The sequence below is a fragment of the Actinoplanes subtropicus genome (genome assembly GCF_000721705.1).
GTDB classification, from domain to species: Bacteria; Actinomycetota; Actinomycetes; order Mycobacteriales; family Micromonosporaceae; genus Actinoplanes; species Actinoplanes subtropicus.
Genome location: NZ_JOJL01000018.1, coordinates 1 through 18,583, shown reverse-complemented (window position 1 = coordinate 18,583; position 18,583 = coordinate 1). Strand labels below are relative to the sequence as shown.

General features: G+C 70.1%; 16 protein-coding genes and 2 pseudogenes. 7 read left to right on the top strand and 11 right to left on the bottom strand.

Translation table 11 applies throughout. From position 1 onward, the window contains the following. Positions 1-3: 3 nt before the first annotated feature. The 3 genes from IH26_RS0124060 to IH26_RS0124050 form a co-directional block, all read right to left on the bottom strand. The gene (locus IH26_RS0124060; protein WP_030438486.1) at positions 4-1,863 is read right to left on the bottom strand and encodes an Hsp70 family protein; all 1,860 of its coding nucleotides are present in this window, start codon (positions 1,861-1,863) and stop codon (positions 4-6) included. A 96-nt stretch (positions 1,864-1,959) separates the two neighbouring features. Then, on the bottom strand, positions 1,960-2,643 hold the full coding sequence (locus tag IH26_RS0124055; protein WP_030438485.1) for a hypothetical protein: 684 nt from the start codon (positions 2,641-2,643) through the stop codon (positions 1,960-1,962). A 9-nt stretch (positions 2,644-2,652) separates the two neighbouring features. Beyond that, positions 2,653-4,347, bottom strand: a complete 1,695-nt coding sequence (locus tag IH26_RS0124050) for a serine/threonine-protein kinase (protein WP_030438484.1) — start codon at positions 4,345-4,347, stop codon at positions 2,653-2,655. A 332-nt stretch (positions 4,348-4,679) separates the two neighbouring features. Here IH26_RS0124050 and IH26_RS64595 point away from each other — a divergent pair. Together IH26_RS64595 and IH26_RS63070 are read left to right on the top strand one after the other, a co-directional pair. Next, positions 4,680-4,994 (top strand): annotated as a pseudogene (locus tag IH26_RS64595) (FAD-dependent oxidoreductase); the annotation flags it as partial. A gap of 188 nt (positions 4,995-5,182) precedes the next feature. Next, complete coding sequence (locus tag IH26_RS63070) at positions 5,183-5,368, top strand: hypothetical protein (RefSeq protein WP_245665452.1); 186 nt, start codon at positions 5,183-5,185, stop codon at positions 5,366-5,368. A gap of 75 nt (positions 5,369-5,443) precedes the next feature. Here IH26_RS63070 and IH26_RS0124040 read toward each other — a convergent pair whose 3' ends face one another. The 7 genes from IH26_RS0124040 to IH26_RS53925 form a co-directional block, all read right to left on the bottom strand. Beyond that, complete coding sequence (locus IH26_RS0124040) at positions 5,444-6,997, bottom strand: M1 family metallopeptidase (protein WP_034215890.1); 1,554 nt, start codon at positions 6,995-6,997, stop codon at positions 5,444-5,446. A 94-nt stretch (positions 6,998-7,091) separates the two neighbouring features. Further along, the gene (locus tag IH26_RS0124035) at positions 7,092-9,107 is read right to left on the bottom strand and encodes an ArnT family glycosyltransferase (RefSeq protein WP_030438482.1); all 2,016 of its coding nucleotides are present in this window, start codon (positions 9,105-9,107) and stop codon (positions 7,092-7,094) included. A 129-nt stretch (positions 9,108-9,236) separates the two neighbouring features. Beyond that, complete coding sequence (locus IH26_RS0124030) at positions 9,237-10,448, bottom strand: polysaccharide deacetylase family protein (protein WP_051808448.1); 1,212 nt, start codon at positions 10,446-10,448, stop codon at positions 9,237-9,239. Positions 10,449-10,693: 245 nt separating this feature from the next. Beyond that, the gene (locus tag IH26_RS0124025; protein ID WP_030438480.1) at positions 10,694-11,290 is read right to left on the bottom strand and encodes a DUF3592 domain-containing protein; all 597 of its coding nucleotides are present in this window, start codon (positions 11,288-11,290) and stop codon (positions 10,694-10,696) included. A gap of 16 nt (positions 11,291-11,306) precedes the next feature. Beyond that, entirely contained in the window at positions 11,307-12,506 is a 1,200-nt protein-coding gene (locus IH26_RS0124020) for a hypothetical protein (RefSeq protein WP_030438479.1), read from the bottom strand. Positions 12,507-12,627: 121 nt separating this feature from the next. Further along, the gene (locus tag IH26_RS0124015; RefSeq protein ID WP_030438478.1) at positions 12,628-12,942 is read right to left on the bottom strand and encodes a DUF6317 family protein; all 315 of its coding nucleotides are present in this window, start codon (positions 12,940-12,942) and stop codon (positions 12,628-12,630) included. Next, positions 12,935-13,318, bottom strand: coding sequence for an SAV_915 family protein (locus IH26_RS53925; protein WP_034215889.1), 384 nt, complete (start codon positions 13,316-13,318; stop codon positions 12,935-12,937). The genes IH26_RS0124015 and IH26_RS53925 overlap by 8 nt, the downstream gene beginning before the upstream one ends. Before the next feature lie 282 nt (positions 13,319-13,600). Between IH26_RS53925 and IH26_RS0124005 the strand changes: the two genes are divergently transcribed. The 4 genes from IH26_RS0124005 (at position 13,601) to IH26_RS58210 (ending at position 16,397) form a co-directional block, all read left to right on the top strand. Further along, complete coding sequence (locus IH26_RS0124005) at positions 13,601-14,182, top strand: SigE family RNA polymerase sigma factor (protein WP_030438477.1); 582 nt, start codon at positions 13,601-13,603, stop codon at positions 14,180-14,182. Then, positions 14,109-15,224: a hypothetical protein gene (locus IH26_RS0124000; RefSeq protein ID WP_157437362.1), complete on the top strand. Its 1,116-nt coding sequence runs from the start codon at positions 14,109-14,111 to the stop codon at positions 15,222-15,224. The genes IH26_RS0124005 and IH26_RS0124000 overlap by 74 nt, the downstream gene beginning before the upstream one ends. A gap of 487 nt (positions 15,225-15,711) precedes the next feature. Beyond that, complete coding sequence (locus IH26_RS0123995) at positions 15,712-15,990, top strand: type II toxin-antitoxin system Phd/YefM family antitoxin (RefSeq protein ID WP_030438475.1); 279 nt, start codon at positions 15,712-15,714, stop codon at positions 15,988-15,990. Continuing rightward, a complete protein-coding gene (locus IH26_RS58210) occupies positions 15,987-16,397 on the top strand; it encodes a type II toxin-antitoxin system VapC family toxin (RefSeq protein WP_084599036.1) in 411 nt (136 codons plus the stop codon). The genes IH26_RS0123995 and IH26_RS58210 overlap by 4 nt, the downstream gene beginning before the upstream one ends. Here IH26_RS58210 and IH26_RS64265 read toward each other — a convergent pair. After that, positions 16,384-17,325: pseudogene (locus IH26_RS64265) on the bottom strand (DUF2786 domain-containing protein); the annotation flags it as partial. The gene IH26_RS58210 and the pseudogene IH26_RS64265 sit on opposite strands and share 14 nt — an antisense overlap. A gap of 287 nt (positions 17,326-17,612) precedes the next feature. On the opposite strand from IH26_RS64265, the gene IH26_RS53915 reads away from it, so the two are divergent. Continuing rightward, complete coding sequence (locus tag IH26_RS53915) at positions 17,613-18,323, top strand: hypothetical protein (protein ID WP_051808447.1); 711 nt, start codon at positions 17,613-17,615, stop codon at positions 18,321-18,323. Positions 18,324-18,583: the final 260 nt, after the last annotated feature.

The following is an 18,583-nucleotide window of genomic DNA, read 5'->3' as shown; positions in this document are numbered from 1 at the left end:
GGGTCAGTAGCGTTGGATCGGGATGCAGTTGCCGGTGTGGTAGGTGCCGTCGTGGGCCTTTGCCAGCCCGTGGCCGCTGTCGGCGATGCGGGCGCACACCTTCTTGGCGTCGCCGATCGCCTGGAAGTCCGGGTCGGACGTCCTGCGTACGGAAGGCTCCTGGTCCTCGAAGTAGTACTTGCTGTGCCTGACGGCCTGGCTGCCCATGGTCGCCTCGTCCGGGCTTGCCCCGTCGCCGCCGTAGATGTGCAGGTGGAAGCCGTGCTGGAGGTCGGGGCGAGTGCCGTTCCAGTCGGCCTGATACCAGACGGTGAAGGTGTTGTCGTGCAGGGTCGCCTTGGTGAGGCAGACCCAGCGGGTGCTCTTCTTCATCTCGTCCGTGCACTTCTCGTCGGCCGCGATGACGGCGGCGGCCTGGCGACGGGCGGGAGCGGACGACGGGACGGACGCCGCCTGTTCCGGGCCGCGCGGCCGGGTCAGCGCCCAGGCCGTGCCGCCGGTCGCCAGCAGCAGAACCGCGGCGGCCGAGACGGCGAGTGCCGTGATCCGTCCACGGGAGGACTTCGCGGCGGGCCTGGCCGGCGGCGGTAGGGGCGGTACGGGCGGCGCGGCGATGGGCCCGGCTCCCGCCGGGCCGACGGTGACCCGGCCCGCGAAACCGGCCGCGGGCACCAGCGGCCGCCTCGGCAGGTGGTGGCCGGCCACGACCGGCGGGGGCATCTGGGCGACCGGCTCGACAACCACGGGGATCTCGCCCGTCGGCTCGGACGGCGGCTCGGCGGGAGAGGCCGGTGCCGGCCGGGTCTCGGCCATCGCGCCGCTCGCCTGCCAGGCCGCGCCGAGCGCCACCGCGTGCGTGGCGTTGTCGTTCACCGTGACCGGGCGGCCCAACCCGGAGCTGACCAGCTGCGCGACGATCGGCATCCGCGCGGAGCCGCCCACCAGCAGCACCGACCCCAGCGACTTGGGTGCGTACCCGGCGGAGTGGATCGTCCGGCGCAGGGCCTCGATCGAATCCCTCAGCAGCGGGCGGACCAACTCCTCCAGTTCCGAGCGGGTGAGGCGAACCTCCGTGCTCAGCGTCGGCAGCAGCACCGGGATCGTCGCCTCGGTGTCGGCGGAGAGCGCCTCCTTCGCCTGCACGCACTCGGCGCGCAACCGGGCGATCGCCGCCGGATCGGTCTTTTCGAGCGGTTCCAGCGCGCCCCCGACCCAGGTGACGACATGCTCGAGGATCGCGTCGTCGAGTTCGACGCCGCCGAGGCGCTCGTTTCGCTCCGGCTCGCCGGTCAGGTCGAAGCCGTCCGCGGTCTTGCGCAGCACCGCCGCCTCGAAGATGCCGCCGCCCAAGTCGTAGACGGCCACCACCGCGCCCGGGCCCAGCCGCTTCTGGTGGGCGTGGAAGGACGCGGCCGCCTGCGGCTCGGTGATGAACCGTACGGGATGATCGAGGTCGGCGAGACGAACCACCTGGTGCATCAGGTCTGCCTTGTACGGCCCCCAGCCCGCCGGATGGGCGACGCAGACCGCTGCCGGCGGCTCGCCTTCCCGGGCGGACACCACATCGAGCACCGATCGCAGAATCCGGGCGGTCAACGCCGCGGCCGAGTACGGGGTGCCACCCAGCAGGATCGGGGCGGTGTCGCCCAGACGCCGCTTGAGCTGCCGGACGACCCGGTCCGGCTCGCCGAGCCCGCGGCGGTCGGCGGCCTCCCCGGTCAGGATCGCACCGTCCGGGCGCAGGAACACCGCCGACGGGACAGCCGCCGATCGACTGCCCAGGGGGACGATCTCCGCATGACCGTCCCGCCAGACGGCGGCGGCGGTATACGTGGTTCCGATGTCGATACCGACTGCATACATCGCGGGCGCTCCCGAGTTCGACGAAGGACCAGTCAGCCCGTATGACGAACGACAGCCCCAACGTGTTGGTTCAGGAGCGGCGAGAAAGCCCTCCGGTCAGCCGCGCCGGCAGTGGTAGGCGACCGCGGTCTGGGCCTCCATCGGCGTCGGTTCGGTGATGTTCAAGGTGGCGGTCTCGGCGGTCGTGCCGACGCCGTTGAACGTCCATTTGAGGGTGATGGTGGCGGTGCGCTGGCCGCTGCCGACCTGCTCGGTGAGCACGGTGCTGGGCGACGCGTTCGAGCGGAGCCACTGGTAGCGGATGGTGCCGCGCTTGCCGTTGGTATGTACGGTGCCGACCACCTCGACGGTGACATCGCAGCGGTTCCCGGCCGGACGGGGCACGGCCACCGTGGCGCTTTCCACGACCAGAGGGCTGAGCCTCTCCCACAGGTAGAGCCCGACGATCACGACCAGCGCCAGGGTCAGCAGGCTGGAGAGGATCGACACCAGCCGACGCCACAGCGGGCGCGGCCGCTTGGCCGGCGCGGCGGCCGGCCAGCCGGGGGCGGCCGGCGGGGCGGCCGGTACGCCGGGACCGAAACGGAACTCGTCGTCGAAAACGGTCGGATTCGGCTGGGGCGGGTGCGCCGCGGGGGCGGCCGGGCCGAGGTGGACGGTCGTGTCGGGACCGCCGAGGTACACGGTCTCGGCCGGGCGGTCGATGGTCGCCCACGGATCGGCGGGCGGCCGCATGGCCCGGTCGTCGACCGGTTCCCCCGGCCTCTGCGCTGCGGACACCGCGTACTCCTAACCGGGGGTGCAGTAGTTCTGGAGGGTCACGTACGCCGGTGACGCCGACTTGCCCGAGTTGCCGGCGGCGTCGACGGCCACGACGGAGATCGGTATGCGGGTCTCCGTCTCCGGCATCGGCAGCGGGCCGATCGTTCCCTGGAAGACGCCCTGCCCGGCCGAGCTCATCGCGACGGTCGAGGTGGTGCCGCCCAGGGCGTAGCGGAAGCTGACCTTCAGCGCGGCCGGGCCGCTCTTGTTGTCGGTGACGGTGGCCGAGATCGTGCTCGTCCGGTAGCCGTACCGGCAGCCGTCCGCCTCGATCAACGTCCGGCTCGTGCTGACCGTGCCGACGGTGGGGGCGGTGGTGTCCGGCGGAGGCGCCGGGGAGGTGCTGACCGACGCGGACGGGGATGGGGCGGGCGTGGTGGGCTTGACCGTCGGCTTGCCGGAGGTCGAGGGAGACGGGGACTTACCGGGCGTGGTGCCGGGATCCGCCGGCTGCGTCGGGCCGTTCGTCGCGCCCTGGGTCACCGTGCCGGCCGGGGTCGAGGCGGCGGGCGTGCTCGCCGAGGCGGCGGCCGTCGCCCCCGGGGAGTTCGCGCCGGACGGCCCGGTCGCCGGCGGATCGACCGTGGCCGGGCTCGCCTTGCCGCCCGCGAGCGCCGCGTGTTCGGTCGCGGCGGCGTAGTGATAGCCGACCCCGCCGAGCAGCAGCGCGGCGACGATGGCGCTGCTGGCCAGCGCGATCCGCTTGCGACCACGGCGGGCCGGGCCGAGCCGCTGGGTGGCCGCGCCGAGCGCCGTGGTGGCGAGGCTGGTGGCGCCCCCGGTGCCGTCCGGGAACGGCCACAGCGCGGCGAGCAGGGCGGCCCGGCGGGCCAGATCGCGCAGCCCGCGGTTCTCCCAATCCGGGCCGTACGCCGCGCCCGCCACCTGCTCCAGGATGTGCAGGAAGGCATGGGCGTGCTGGGGCCGGTCGGTGGGCTGCTTGGCCATGCCGTGCCGCAGCAGGTCGTGCACCGGCGGCGGCGCCGGATCGGTCGGGATGGGCGCGTTGGCGTGCTGCTCGTGCAGGGCGAACAGGTTCGGCCCGTCGTACGGCGGCTTGCCGGTGAGGCACTCGAAGAAGGTGGCAGTGGCCGCGTAGATGTCGCAGGCGGGCGTCGCCGGGGCGCCCGTCCACTGCTCGGGGGCCATGTACCGGGGCGTACCGGAAACGAGGGTCTCCGCACCCAGACCGACCGGAACGGCGATGCCGAAGTCGGCGAGCTTGCTCTGCCCCTCGCCGGTCACCAGGACGTTCTCCGGCTTGTAGTCGCGGTGCACGACGCCGCGGGCGTGCGCGGCGGCCAGCCCGCTGAGCGAGCCCTTCAGCACACAGAGCGCCGACTCCGGGGTGGTCGCGCCGTGCGCGCGCAGCATCTGCCGCAGCGACACCCCGTTGACCAGCTCCATCACGATCGCCGCGCCCGCAGCGGACTCGACGTACTCGTACAGCCGGCAGACGTGCGGGTCGTTGATCTCCCCGAGCAGCCGCGCCTCCTGCCGGAAGGCATTCCGGAAGGAGGTGTCGTCCCCGAGCTCGCGGGTGAGGTATTTGATCGCGACCGGGGCGCCGGTCTCGTCGTGCGTGGCGAGCACGACGCTGCCCGACGCGCCGGCGCCGAGCGGACGGACAGTCGTGTAGCCGGACGGCTGCCATCCGCTCATTTCGAGGCACTCCACAGTTCGGGGGCGGATGTCTGCCCCCGCCGCGCCGACCATTCTCTGGTCGCGGGGGAGCAACCGGGGATCGGCGCAACGGCTGTTGTCGCCGACCATATGGGTGAACACGAATGCGTCAGCCACGGAGCGTGTCCGTCGCCGTACCGCACGTCGTCGAGGCGGCGGCGCGGTCGAACAACTGCCGGATTGCGTACGCGGAAAGGTGTGCCCTCAGGTCTCGCCGTCCGGCACCGGTGCCGGGCCGAGCAACCGCAGCAAGACGGACCAGGTAGTTCGCGCGCCCATGTCGCTGCCGGGCGCTGATAGCGTCGGCCGGTATGAACGTGGCAGCTATCGGTGGCGGGGTCATCGGCCTGTCGGCGACCGTCGCGTTGCTCCGGCATGGAGTTGACGTCCGCTGTCATGAACCCGGCCAGCCGATGGGTGAGCGTTCAGCCGGGGACACTCGGATCTTTCGTCTGGCGCATGCCTACCCCGACATGGTGGTGCTGGCCGGGCGCTCCCGGGCGTTGTTCGCCGAATGGAGCGAAGGGGCCGGCGCCGCGCTCGTCGACGAGGTCGGCACCGTGGTCAGCGGCGCCGAGGCCGGGACGTGGGCGAACGCGATGGCCGCGGCCGGCGCGGCCCACGAGGTGGTGGAGGCCGGCTCCCCACCCCCGCAAACGCCGGTCCAGGCGCCGAACGAATCAACTCGTGGGTGGTCTCATCGGCCGATCGGCGGGTGTCCGGGTCGTGACCGTGGACTTCCGGCAGAGGCGGTGACGGCGTTCGGTGGGCGATCCTTGAGGCATCCCAGCCCAACCGATGTCGGGAGGCACAGATGCTCAGATCAGCACAATCGCTGTTGTCGCCGCACGAGGTGGCCCTTGTCCTGGCCGGCCGTCCGCGTCCCGAGGAGGTTGTCCGGCCGCCGGCCGAGCGCGCCTGGCTGGTCGCGGTCTGGGTCGGCGTCGTCGGGTTCTGTCTCGCCTTCTGGGCCGCGGTGGCCTTGATCCTCGCGCGGTGACCAGTCCACAAGACGCGAAATGCGGATCGTTCAAGGCCGGGGCGGGCGACGCGCCCCGGCCTGAACCCGCAGTGACTAATACGTGAGTGGGGCTGCCGGCGCCGCCGCGGCCGTGGTCGCCGGCGTCACCGGGGTGACGGTCCAGTCCGGGTGACCCGGCATCGGCGGGGTCTTGCTGCCGTAGAGCCAGTCGTTGAGGAAGCCGCGCAGATCCTGCCCGGAGTCCCTCGACGCCAGGGCGATGAAGTCCTCGGTCGACTTCGACTTGCCCCTGTTCTGCTGCACCCAGTCCCGCTCGATCTTGGCGAACTTGCGATCACCCACCTGCTGCTGGAGGGCGTAGAGAACGACCGAGCCACCCGAGTAGACGTTCGGGTTGAAGACGTCCCAGATCGAGTCCGACTTGAGCGGGCGGGCCACCGGGCCGTACGTCGCGCGGTACTGGTCACCGCGGGCGTACCTGTTCTTGTAGTAGGCCTCGAGCGTGTCGAAGCCGACGTACGTCTTGAGTGTGCCGTGCTCGGCCGCGTAGTGAACCTCGTAGTAGGACGCGTGGCCCTCGTTCTGCCAGACGTTGCTCCAGACCTCGGGCGCCACGCTGTCACCGAACCACTGGTGCGCCAGCTCGTGGGTCAGCACCGGGTCGAGCCCGGCCGAGTCGGACGGGAACGAGCCGGTGTCGAAGAGCGACAGCGTCTGGGTCTCGAGCGCGAAGCCGAGGTTGCCGTCGATGACGACCACGCCGTAGTTCTCGAACGGGTACTTGCCGACCTTGCTCTCCATCCACTTCATCTGCTCCAGCTCGTTGGCGAACCTGGGCAGCAGGGTGCCGGCGAGCCGGCGCGGCACCACGTCGCGGATCGGAATGCCGTCGACCTTCCCCCGCGAGTACTGCAGGAAGTCACCCACCGCGACCTGGACCAGCTCGCTGGCCATCGGGTTCTTCTCGCGGTAGACCCACGACTCGCGACCGTGGCTCTCGCTGGTGCGGACCAGCGTGCCGTTCGCGGTGGCGGTCCATCCGTCCGGCACGGTCATCTTGATCGTGTACGTGGCTTTGTCGCTCGGGTGGTCGTTGCTCGGGAAGAGGTTGTGCGACGAGGCGGGCTGGCCGGCGAGCACGGTGCCGTCGGGCGTCTTGACAAAGCCGACCGGCGCATCCGCGTCGGGAGCGACCGGGGTAGCCCGGAAGCCGCTCACCACGACCGTGAAGACGGCGCGGTCGCGGATCGGGCGGCTGGGCGTGATGACGAGCTCTTCCCCCGACCGGGTGAACGCGGCCCTCCTGCCGTCGACGGTGACCGCGCCGACCGCGTCACCGGCGAAATCAAGGTCGAACCGGGACAGGCTCTGGATGGCTCGCGCGGTGATCGTGACGTTCCCGGTGATCTGCTGGGCCGGGTCCTTCCGCGCGTAGTCGAGCGAGAGATCGTAGTTCTGGACGTCGTACCCGCCGTTTCCGAGCGTCGGGTACAGCCGGTCGCCGAGCCCCGCGGACCCGGGCGACGGCTTCTGAGCGGCCGCGGATGCGGGCGCCACGCTGAGCACACCAGCGCCGGTAACCCCGATCAGGGCGGCGACACCGGCGGCCAGGACGGATGGCAGGCGATCGCCAGTCAACACAGTCATGACCGTTGATGCTACTTCGGATAGTGGAGGCCCGGGCAAGGCTTTGCCAAGGCCCGTTCCCCGCCAGCTGGATGTAATACGGGGATCTCTGTGGTCAGTTTGGTTTGGGGCTGGTCAGGTCGTAGACGGTGGTGTTGCCGATGATGGTCGCGGTGTAGTGGGTGGAGACCCAGGTGCTGATGGATGGGCCGCGGTTGCCGGAGCGGCGGGTTCCGCCGGCTCCGTTGGCCAGGTAGTAGCGGACCTCGCCGTCGCGTACGTAGGTCTGGAACTGGGCGAGGGTCGGTGCGGGGTCGCTGCCGGAGAAGCCGCCGATGGCCATGACGGATTTTCCGCTTGCCAGTTGGAGTGGGGCGGCCTGCATGGAGCCGTTCGTCGCGGCTGCCCAGCGGTTGCCGGTCGTGGCCTCGAGGAGCGTCACCAGGGCGGGGTTGGCGTCGCTTTCGCCTCGCCGGCCGGGGAGGCCGGCGTTCCGGCCGCGTTTGCCGGTGCCGCGGCCGTTGCCCTGAGCGCGGCCGGTTCTGCTGCCGTTGCCCGTGGCGGAGGCGGTTGCGGGGCCGGCTTCGGGGGACGAACCGGTGTGTGCGGATCCGTCGGTGGCGATCGCCCAGGCCGCGCTGCCGGTGCCGGCGGCTACGACTGCGATCGTCGCGGTCGTTACGACCAGGGCTCGGCGCGGTAGGGAGGCTGGGACGAGCATCGCGGCCGCCGCCAGGACCCCGGCGAGCAAGATGAACCAGCGCAGGCCCGGCGCCCAGGTGGATCGGCCGAGCAGGACGAAGTTCCAGATCCCGGTGGCCAGGAGCATCGCGGCCAGGGCGACGTGGGCGAGCAGCGGGCGGGGCTGGTCGGCGGATGCGGGGGAGCGCCAGACCCAGAACTGCCGGGCGCCGATGGCGACGAGTGCGGCGATGCCGGGGGCGAGGACGAGGGAGTAGTACGAGTGATCCGTACCGCTCATGAAGCTCAGGGTGATGCCGGTGACGATGACCCAGCCTCCCCAGAGGATGGCCGCGGCACGGGTGCGGTCGGTGCGGGAGCGACCCCATGTGCCGATGGACAGGCCCAGCAGGGCGACCAGGGCGGCCGGTAGCAACCAGGAGATCTCCGGGCCGAAGCCGGCGCCGAACAAGCGGCCGATGCCGGGTGTGTTGGCGCCTATCGCGTGGCCGCCGCCGAGGGCCGTCGCCCGTAGCGCCGTATGTCCGCCGCCGCCCACGCCGCCGACGCCGGACGCCGTCGGGTGGCCGCCCCCGCCCCGGTTGCGGCCGAGGATGCGGCTGATGCCGTTGTAGCCGATGGCGAGTTGCCACAGCGAGTTGTTGGTCGATCCGGCGATGTAGGGCCTGGACGAGGCCGGCCACAGGGAGACCAGCAGGACGAACCAGCCGGCCGAGACGACGACGGCCGCGCCCGCGCCGAGCAGCTGGCGGATCCGGCGGCCGATGCCGGTGGGCGCGGCGACCAGGTAGACCAAGGCGAGTCCGGGCAGGACGAGGAACGCCTGCATCATCTTGGTGAGGAAGCCGAAGCCGAGCAGGACCCCGGTGAGGGCGAGCCACCGCCAGGACGCCGATTCGACGGCGCGTACGGTCGTGTACGCGGCGGCGGTCAGCGTCAGGACGAGCAGGGCGTCCGGGTTGTCGTACCGGAACATCAGCACCGCGACCGGGGTCAGCGCGAGCGCCGCACCGGCGAGCAGGCCGGCGACGGGGCCGGACCAGCGGCGCACGGCGGCGTACAACAATGCGACGCTGGCGACGCCCATCAGAGCCTCGGGAACCAGCAGTGCCCAGCTGTTCACGCCGAAGATCCGCATCGACAGCCCCATGACCCACATGGCCGCGGGCGGCTTGTCCACGGTGATGGAGTTGCCGGGGTCGAGGGACGCGAACAGCCACGCCTTCCACGACATTGAACCGGCCTGGGCGCTGGCCGCGTAGAAGGAGTTGGCCCACCCGGATACGGACAGGTTCCACAGGTAGAGCACGGCCGAGCCGATCAGCAGGACGGCGAGCGCCTGCCGTTCCCAGATCGCGGCGCCCCGGCGCGATTCCACCGGCGCCGTCGCCGGGCCGACTGTTTGCCCAACTATCAGGGTCATGGTCATACTTTGTCCCGCCGATATTGGCGGCCTCTGTGACCAAGTTGTGTAAGGGCTGAAAATCGGCTACGAGTCTCTTCCCCCAATCGGTCACCGTCGGGAGTCTCGGCAGGAGCCGAAAACCATCCGACTTTCTTAGAGCGCGACGAACCGGTAACCGCGGGCGACCAGCGCGGGGATGACGCTGCTGAGCGCCGCATAGGTCTGCGAGCGGTCGCCGCCGCCGTCGTGGCAGAGCAGAATCTCGCCGGGCTTGGCCGCGAGCAGTTTGCTTTCGATCTTGGCGACGCCGGGGCGGGACCAGTCGCGCGGGTCGTCGCTCCAGTCGAGCGGGATGAGCCCGTTGTGCGCGGCCGCCTGGAAGACCGTGCTCGACCAGGCGCCGCCGGGCGAGCGGAACAGCTTCGGCGCGTAACCGGTGGTGTCGTAGATTTTGTCCTGGGCCCGGACGATCTCCCGCCGGATCGTGGCGGGCGGCTCCTTCTCGAGGGTGATCGGGTGGCTCCAGGTGTGGTTGGCCAGCTGGTGCCCCTCGTCGGTGACCGACCGGGCGACCGTCTCGTGCCCGAGAACCTGGTTGCCGATCATGCAGAACATCGCGGGCACGTGGTACTTCTCCAGGAGGCCGAGGATCTTCGGGGTCCACACCGGGTGCGGACCGTCGTCGATGGTCAGCGCTACCGCGTCGGCCGGGAACGCCGCCCCGGGCACCAGCTTGCGGTACTCGGCGAGCGTGCGGACCGGGCGCCGCTGCTCGGGCAGCGCCGCAGATGTGGGGGCGTTCTCGGTCGGACCAGCGGAGCGCGGGCCGTTGGGCCCGCGGGAGTTCGCCGTCGCCCGCGGCTGATGTGACGGGCTCTGCGTCGCCTCCACCACAATGCCGCCCGCGAGCGCCAGGCCGACCACGCCCGAGACGCCGGCGAGCAGCCGGCGGCGTGTCACATGCTGGTCACCGCCCAGCTCCTGCCGGGCCTTGGCGCCTAGCCGCTCACCCAGTTCCCGGCCCTTGCCGAGCAGGCCATCGGCCGCACCGGCGAGCCCGCCGCGGCCCGGCCGGCGCCGCTCGGGTTCTTGATGTCCGGGCTCGTGCTGACCGGGTGCAACGTGGCCAGGGCCGATAGCGATCGTCGCGTCGGGCGAAATGCCGAGCGCCACCGTCGGCTCGGACCCGCCGCCGATCGCGATCGTCTTCTCGGACCCGTCGCCGATCGCCGCTGTCGCCTCGGACTCCCCGCCGATCGCGATCGTCTTCTCGGACCCGTCGCCGAGGGAGACGGTCGGCTCGGACTCACTGCCGATCGCCACTGTCGCGTCGGGCTCCTCGTCCTCGCCCGGCCGATCGAACACCAGGACACCTCTCCCTTATGCTCCCAGGCCTCTGTCTATCCCTATACGGGTGAATCGGCCACCGAGGATCGATGGACCGTCAGCGGGCGAGGCTAGCATCACCGAGCGAACCCGCCATATCAGACATCTTTCCTTCATCGCAGATAAGTGCCCACCGCGACACATCACCCGCGGGACTACTACAAGGGGCCCACCGGGGCGGAGTTCTCGCATCGAAGTGCCGTGCGTAGCGCGCTGCCTGAGGTTCAGAGGAATTGGTCGGCCATGGTGGTTGCGTACGGGATGTCGATGATGAAGCGCCGCGGACGGCCGGCTGGGTAGCGGACCTTGACCTCGGTCCCGCGTTCCGTCAGTTCCTCGAATGCCCGGTCGCCGTGGCCCCAGAACCGGTAGCGGCGCTCGCCCATCTGCGGCCCGGTTTCGTCGGTCCAGGCCACGCTGACCCGGTACAAGGTCATGCCGGGGCCGCGTGGGTTGCTGGCGTACTCGTCGAGGCGGGCTATCACCTGCCCGGTCGTGGCGACGCCGCCGTGCCGCAGACGCGACAACCGCAGGCGTTGCACCCAGCCGCGAGCCAGGTGACAGATCGAAATCCCGAGGAGGGCGCCGATCAGGCCGCCGACCGGCACGACCCACGACTGATCCGCGCCGCCGTGGTGGTGCCACCACTCGTACCACTCGCCGCCGAGGAGCAGGCCGGCGAAGACGACGACCACGACGATGACCACCATCACGACGGTCCAGATGAGGCCGATGCCTAGGCGAGCGCCGTTGCGGTCCGGTGCCGAGGGTGCCGGAACAGCGGCGGCGAGGGCCTGCCGCCGTCGTTGCTTTCGCCCCATTCGACACCTCCCGGTTTCAGCCGAAAACGCTATGCCAGACGGACTTCGCCGCGCCACCCACACCCTTGGCCAGGTTGCCCAGGTCGCGGCCGGTGCTTTCGAACGTGTGCCCGGTCCCGGCCAGGAGTCCGCCGACCACGCCGTCCTTCTGGATGTCCTCGTCCCAGTGCTCGTGGAAGCCTTCGTAGACCAGGTCGCCGACGCCGACCGCGACCGCGCCTCCGATTGCCGCGCCGGCGGCTACCGCCACCACCGGTGCGCCCGCGATCGCGCCCGCTACCGCGCCACCCACGGCGGCGCCGGCGGCCAGGCCGGCGACGTTTGCCGTGAGGTCCTCACCGATCGCTCGAGGCGCGTTCTCGCCCTTGGACATGTCGTCGGTCGCCTGGAAATAGGTGCCCAGACCGGCGGCGGCGACATCGATTACCGGCACGTCGTCCAGGAAGCTGAGCGCTTTCGACCCCTCGGCGGCCTTGCTCGCCCCGCTCAGCGCCCGCACACCGTCCACCACGTCGCCGACGCTCACGTTGAGCATGCCGGCGATCGGATGGCTCTCGCGGGTCAGCGCATCCAGCTCGCCTTGCAGGGCGTTGAGATCGCGTAATGCCCCGCTGCGGGCGAGCTTGACGTCGAGCGACATGGCCCGTTGCTCGGCTCGGGCCACGTCCCGCTCCTTCAGCCACGCCGCCCGCCGGGTTTGGTAGTCGGCGCGGGCCGTTTCGACCAGGCCGTCGACGTGGGCGCGGGTGGCCGCGGGAATGGCCCCGATGCCGCGCAGATAGTCGGCCAGCGCCACCTTGTCCGCACCGGCCAGCTCGACCCCGTCGCCGGCGCCGTCGACCAGCTTCATCATCTCGTTCAGAAGATCCTGCAGCGCCCGGTTCGCCTCGACGCGGAAGCCTTCCGCCTCGTCCTGCGCCACCTGCCAGACGTTTTCGTACTCGGCCGCGGCCTGGTACTCGGCCGCGCTGACCGGTCCCGTGATCGGACGGCCGTCCGAGCCGATGGGAGCACCCTGGGCGCGGGCGTCGGCCGCCGCTTGGCGCAGAGCCGCGTCGGTCTTGTCGAGCTGCCCCGCCAGGTTGCTCAAGATATGCGCCGCGGCCGAGCAGAATGAGCCGACCGCGGAGGCGGCCACCGAGGCGATCTCCCAGTGCGTGGCGAACGCCGTCGCGGCGTCGCCGCTCCAGCTGTTGTCCTGCGTGATCTTCCGCACGTCGTCGCCGATGACGCCGACGACGGCTTTCGCTCGTGACTCGCAAGGTTCAAGAGCTTCCGACACCGTACGCAGGGAAGCGGAGTCACCGCCCACCCAAAGCTCCGCCACCGTCGCTACCTCAGCCCTTGTCGATCGGTTCGGCCCGCATGATGTCGTCGTAGAGCTCCCGCGAGCTCACATCCGACCGCTGGTAGTCCGCGCGAACCTTGTCGAGGTTGTCACCTGTTTCCCGCAGCCCTTGGACCACCCGGCTGTGCAGGGCGTCGATAGCCGCGAGGACGGCCTGGACAGTCTCGTCGAGCCCGCCGTCACCGGAGTCGGCCTTGAGCGTCGTGATGGCACCGAGCGCCTTGGCGAACTGGTCCGCGCCGTCGTGAAACGACCCCGCGGCGTTGGCCAGGTCCTGCAACGTCGTCTGAAAGCCGCTACCCATGTTCACCATCCAGGCGCTCGGTCAAGGCGGACACCCGTTCCGGGGTCCACCAGACGGCCGACTCCTCGGCCGCGGGGTCGATCAGCGTGCGAGCAATGCCGGCGGCACCCAGGATCAGTTCCAGGCGCGACAGCGGCAAGGCTATCCAGGGCTGGGCGTGGCCCAGCGCCTCCACCAGCGCCGACTGGCTGCGATAGGCCACGCCCACGGCCTCGCCGCCGGGAAGGCGGCGGGTCTCGAAGCGCACGACGCCGCTGCCCGGCTTCGGACCAGGGTGGGCCGGGACGTACACGATGGTCGAATCCAGCGCTTGTTGCGCCTGCGCCTCGACGCGCGCGGGAACCGGACTCGAGCCATCATCTGGATCAATTGGCATGCTTCCTGTCCCATGCGATTCGTCCAGCAGTGCTTTCCGCGGCTATCCGCAGCGTAAGCCTGAACCGAGAGTAAACCTTGGTTCAAACATTCGTTCACTCCGATGTAGACGACTAGCCGGCGACACCGAATGCTTCCTGCCGCCTGCCCGGGTTATCGGCATCGGACCGTCCCGCGGTTGACCGGGACGGGAAAACTCGTCGTCCGGGCGTGCAACCTCGCCGGCGCTGCCTCGCCTCTTACCGGCGACACACGACCGAGACGTCGGAGGGAGCGACACCGATTGGAAGCCGAGGACGACTTCCGCGAGTTCGTGCGCGGGCGGTTCGAGCCGTTGCGCGCGCTCGCCTATGTGACCTGCGGCGACTGGCAGGCGGCCGAGGACGCGGTGGCGGCCGCGCTGGCCAAGCTCTACCTGCGCTGGCACAAGGTCGCGACGCCGGACGCGTACGCCCGCACGATGGTGGTCCGCGCCGCTATCGGGCAGAAACGCCGGCCGTGGCGGCGTGAGCGCCCGGCCGGGGACGCGCTGCCCGAGGTCGGCGGACAAGATCCGGCCGACGAGGTCGACGAACGGCTACGGCTGCGGGCCGCGCTGGCGCGGGTGCCGGCCCGGCAGCGGGCGGTCCTCGTCCTGAGGTTCCTCGAGGGTCTCAGCGTCGACGAGACCGCTGAAGTCCTGGGTTGCCGGCCGGGCACCGTCAAGAGCCAGAGCGCACGGGGTCTGGACACGCTGCGCGCCGTGCTGGCCGCCGCCGACATCACTCTTTATGCATACGAAGGGAACGACAATGTCCTACGACATCCTGGACGTGTTGAAGCGGGTGCGGGGCGGGGCGCCCGCGCCGCACACGACGACCGATGACATCATCGCCCGCGGCCGCCGGATCCGGCGGCGGCGTGCGGTCGCGGCCGGCGCCGTGGGCGTCGCGGCTTGTCTCGGTGTGGTGCTCGCGGCGGTGAACACGCTGCCCGGCAGCGCGGACACGCTCAGCGCGGCCCAGCCGGCGGCCTCGGGGCCGACCGGTCCGGTGACCACACCGTCGCCACTTCCGGTGAAGAAGGTCGACTTCAGTTCTACGCTCGGTGACTACCGGGTGGGCGCGTATCAGGTCGGCCCGGTTGGTCAGATCACCGCCGGCTACCAGCAGATTCCGGTATACCGCGACGGCGACGTCTGGACCGACGCCGACGGCACGAACTATCCGTACGCCGGGGCGACCATCACGGTATACGGGGCCGGCGTATGGGATCCGGGGGACTTCACCTTCGGCGAGGATTCGACCCTCAGGGTCGGTGAGCGGTACACCGTCGATGTCGGCGGCCGCCCGGCCATCGCGATCGACCTGACCTACCTCTCGCCGGTCGACAAGGTCACCAAGTACGTCCGCACCGCGCTGGCCTGGCAGTACCGGGACGGCGCCTGGGCCACGCTGGTGCCGAATTACGACCACGTCGCGCTCACCCGCGCCGATGCGGTGAAAATATCCGCAAAGCTGGTCACCTCCGCGAAGAAGCACCAGCTCAAGGTGCCGTACAAGCTGGGTTACCTGCCCTCGGGCTGGCAGGCGATCGCGGTCAAGCAGACCGCGGCGGCGAACAGCAGCGAAGAGTCCGACGTCTACCTGCACGCCGGCCCGGTCGCCGACCCGGCCACCACGGTCGACGAGGTGCTGCCCGGCAATGTCAAGATCGTCGTCTCGACGGGCAAGCCCAAGGATCCCCTGGCCGAGGGCCTGAACTGCTTCGCCGGCCGCCACTCGTGCACGATCAAACACGGCGACTACCTGATCGGCGTGGCGGACTTCACCTCGGCGGTGCCCGACGCGATCATCCGAAAGATCGCCGAGGGCCTGCAACTCAAGGATCTCACCGACCAGAACACCTGGGTACCGATCAACGGCTGATCGCGGTGGTGCGGCCCGGCGGCTTGCCGCCGGGCCTTTCCCAGCAGTTCGCCAACGGCGTTCACGGTACGGCTCGAGCCGCTACCGCCTCCTTGAGTTCGCCGACCGAAACCGCAGTGTCCCCGGCGGCCGGCCGTGCTGCCAGTCATACCTATCGCCGTGAGCGGCCCACCTTGACGTTCCTTGTCGTCAAGCAACGTGTCATGGGGCCCAATAGTGCCGTCAAGTCGCGGCGCCGGGATTTCAGGCGCCGCCAAGCTCCGGCTGTGACCGAACCGCCCAGAGCGACCACCGGACCGTGGGGTCTGGGGTCGCCCCCAGACCAGTACCGTGGGCCGAAGGCAACACCGTGCGAACCAACCGGCGAGAATAGTCGGTGACCCGTTGTCGCTGCGTTTGCGCAGGTCAAGATGAACGAGGAACCTGATCGAAGCCGCCGCGGCCGAGCGACTGGTGACGTAGAACATTCTGTTCTACACTCGGCTGCATGGAGCGTATCGGTGTGCGGGAGCTGAACCAGAACACAAGCCAGGTGTTGGCTCGGGTGCGCGGTGGCGAGACCGTGGAGATCACGGACCGGGGGCACCCGATTGCCCGGCTCGTTCCGGTGGGTGACGACAGGTCGACGCTGGCCAAGCTGGTGGCCTCGGGCCGGGCCGTCGCCCCGGCCGGCGGCGGTCCTGTTCCGCTTCCGCCGAAGCTCGGTGACGAGGGTGTGGACGTTGCCGACACGGTCGCCGCGATGCGAGACGAGGAGCGCTGGTGATTTATCTGGATTCCGCCGCCGTCGTCAAGCTGGTTCGGCAGGAAGCATGCAGCGCTGACCTGGTCTCCTGGCTCAACACCCACGACGACGTGCCGCTGGTCTCGTCCGCTCTCGTCGAAGTGGAAGTGCCGCGGGCGTTGCGCCGGTCAGCCCCGCAGGCATTGATCGGTGTCCCGGCGGCCGTCGGACGGCTCTTCCGACTGGAGATCGACAACACCATCCGCGCGACCGCAGCCGCGTACGCCGAGCCGACGCTGCGCAGCCTCGACGCCATCCACCTCGCCACCGCCCAGGTTCTCACCAACGAGTCCGGGACGACATTGATCGCCTTCGTCACCTACGACCGGCGACTGCTCGCATGCGCCAAGGCCGCAGGATTGCCCACAGCAAGTCCCGGCCAGAACTGACCGCTTCCTGGCCGACCTCGTCGGCGGCGGCGCTGAGTCGTTCACCGATCCGCGACGCGTACGCCGTCAGGAATGACTGCCGAAACGAGCGGGTGGTGTTGCGCCGGTACTCGTCGGTGGCGGGTTTGGCCTGGGTCATCGCCCTGGTCGCCTGAACGAGCAGCGACGTGAACAGCAACTCGGTGGAGTCCAGATCCGAGGGGAAGCCGACGACGGTCGTGAAGGCGAACCGCTTCGTCCACACCGCCCGGCAACTGTTCGCCTCCGCGACGACCTGAAGCGGCAGCGACTTCGGCGCCTCGTACGGATTGTCGACGGCTATCCGCCGGGTGACCGGCTGGTCGCGTTCGCCCGTAGCCGCTACCAGCAGGGCATGGTCGATGCGGTGCCGGGCCATCAACTCCTGTGCCTTGGCGGTGAACGCGTCCGCCTCCTCTGGGAAGTCGGTCGATTCCGCCTTGGCCAGCAACGCCCGAACCCGATCCAGCATCCGCTGGTCGAGATCGGCCGGTGCGGCAGCCCCAGCCGGCCGGGCATCGCCAGGCGGCGGACCGACCACCTCGATCGCCGGCAGCGTCGCGAGCAGATAAAGCACGCCGATCATCACGGTGATCACCGCGGCCCGGTCCAGGCCCAGCCGGTCACCCTAGACCGTCACGTAATGGTCATCGTGTTCCCACCACACCCGTGCGTCGAGAATCGTCAGCTGTGCCTGCCACCGCTGGTCGACGGCCGCCTTCGGATAGCCGCGCATCCGCGCCGCGATGCCATCGACCATCAGCCGGCCGTGCCGTGCGCCGCATTCACGGCGCGCCACCCGGACCAGTTCGGCCGGCTGCCAGCCACGCCGCCACGCCTGCTCCACATCGCGCAGCAACCGGGCCAGCAGGGCACGGTTGACAGCCTGGATCCCGGCTGCACCACCCGGGACGGCCTGCTCGGCGCCGGAGACACATGGACACCTACGCCCGTTACGTGTTCACCTGCTGACCAAGCATCGGCGGCCGTTGCGGACGACCTACTCGATACCGCGTGCCCAGGCTGGTCATCACGCTGACGAGGCATCGTGTCGTCCCGTACTCCTCGAATAGGATGCCGTGTCCCGCAGGTAGACGACGACACCATCAGCTGCGGGCCTTCGCCCAGGCACGGGCGTGGGCAGCAGCCGGCAACAGCGGGTGACCCAAGCAGTGCGGCTGGAGAAGGACCAGGTAAATGAGCACGGATGACGAGTTGATCGAGCGGGTGCGCACGCTGCGGACCCAAGGATGTACGCCCAAGCAGATCGCTCGTACGGTCGGGGTCCCCGCCGCGCGGGTGACGGCGTTGGTGCGGGCCATGGCCGCAGAGCAGGCCGCCGCCAACCCGCACCAGTTGGTGGGTTGCTGGGTGAGTCCGCGGTGGAGCGGTGGGCTGACGGTGACCGGGCATCCCGAGTGGCCTGATGTCGATTTCGACCGCTCCGACCTGCACGGCGGTCTGGCCAACGTGGTTGTCGCCCGTCAGGAGCGCCGCGATCGGGTGACGGTCTGCGGGTACCTGGTTGACACCTTCTGCCTGGGGCTGAAGAACACCCTCGGGCCGAGGTCGATGGCCGCCGGTGATCTGGACGCGTTCGTCGCCTTCTACTTCGACGCCCACGACGAGCCGCCACTGCCGGTCGGGCTGGACCTCGTCCAGCATCTGGTGTTCGGTGGCATCGAGTACGCACGTGCCTGGGATTCGAGCCGCACCCCGACTTCGACCTGGTCGCCCGGCATCTCGGCGAATGGACGCCACCCAGCGCAATCACGTTCGGCCGCAACGGCCAGCCCCTGTACGTCCAGGGCCCACGGGACAACGCCGCCTCGATCACGGCCACCCTCAACCGCACCGTCGGGAAAGGCAACTACCACTACGTTCTGCGGACCCACGCTTAGCCCATGACGCCCGAGACCGTCGTGCACGGACCGGTTACACACCGGTGACGTACCGGGCAAGGCGCTCGGCGTTGAGTGCGCGCACAGCGCCGTCGACCGCCGTTTGATCGGACAATCCGTACCCGACCGTCGACGACCATCGCGCCAGCCACAGATCACGGTCCGGGACTGAAGTTCCACCCCGGGACCGGACACCGGAGTTTTATGCCGCGAGGGCGATGGGTGGACGATAGCAGACACGTGCTTCGCGTGGTGTCTGGTGATTGA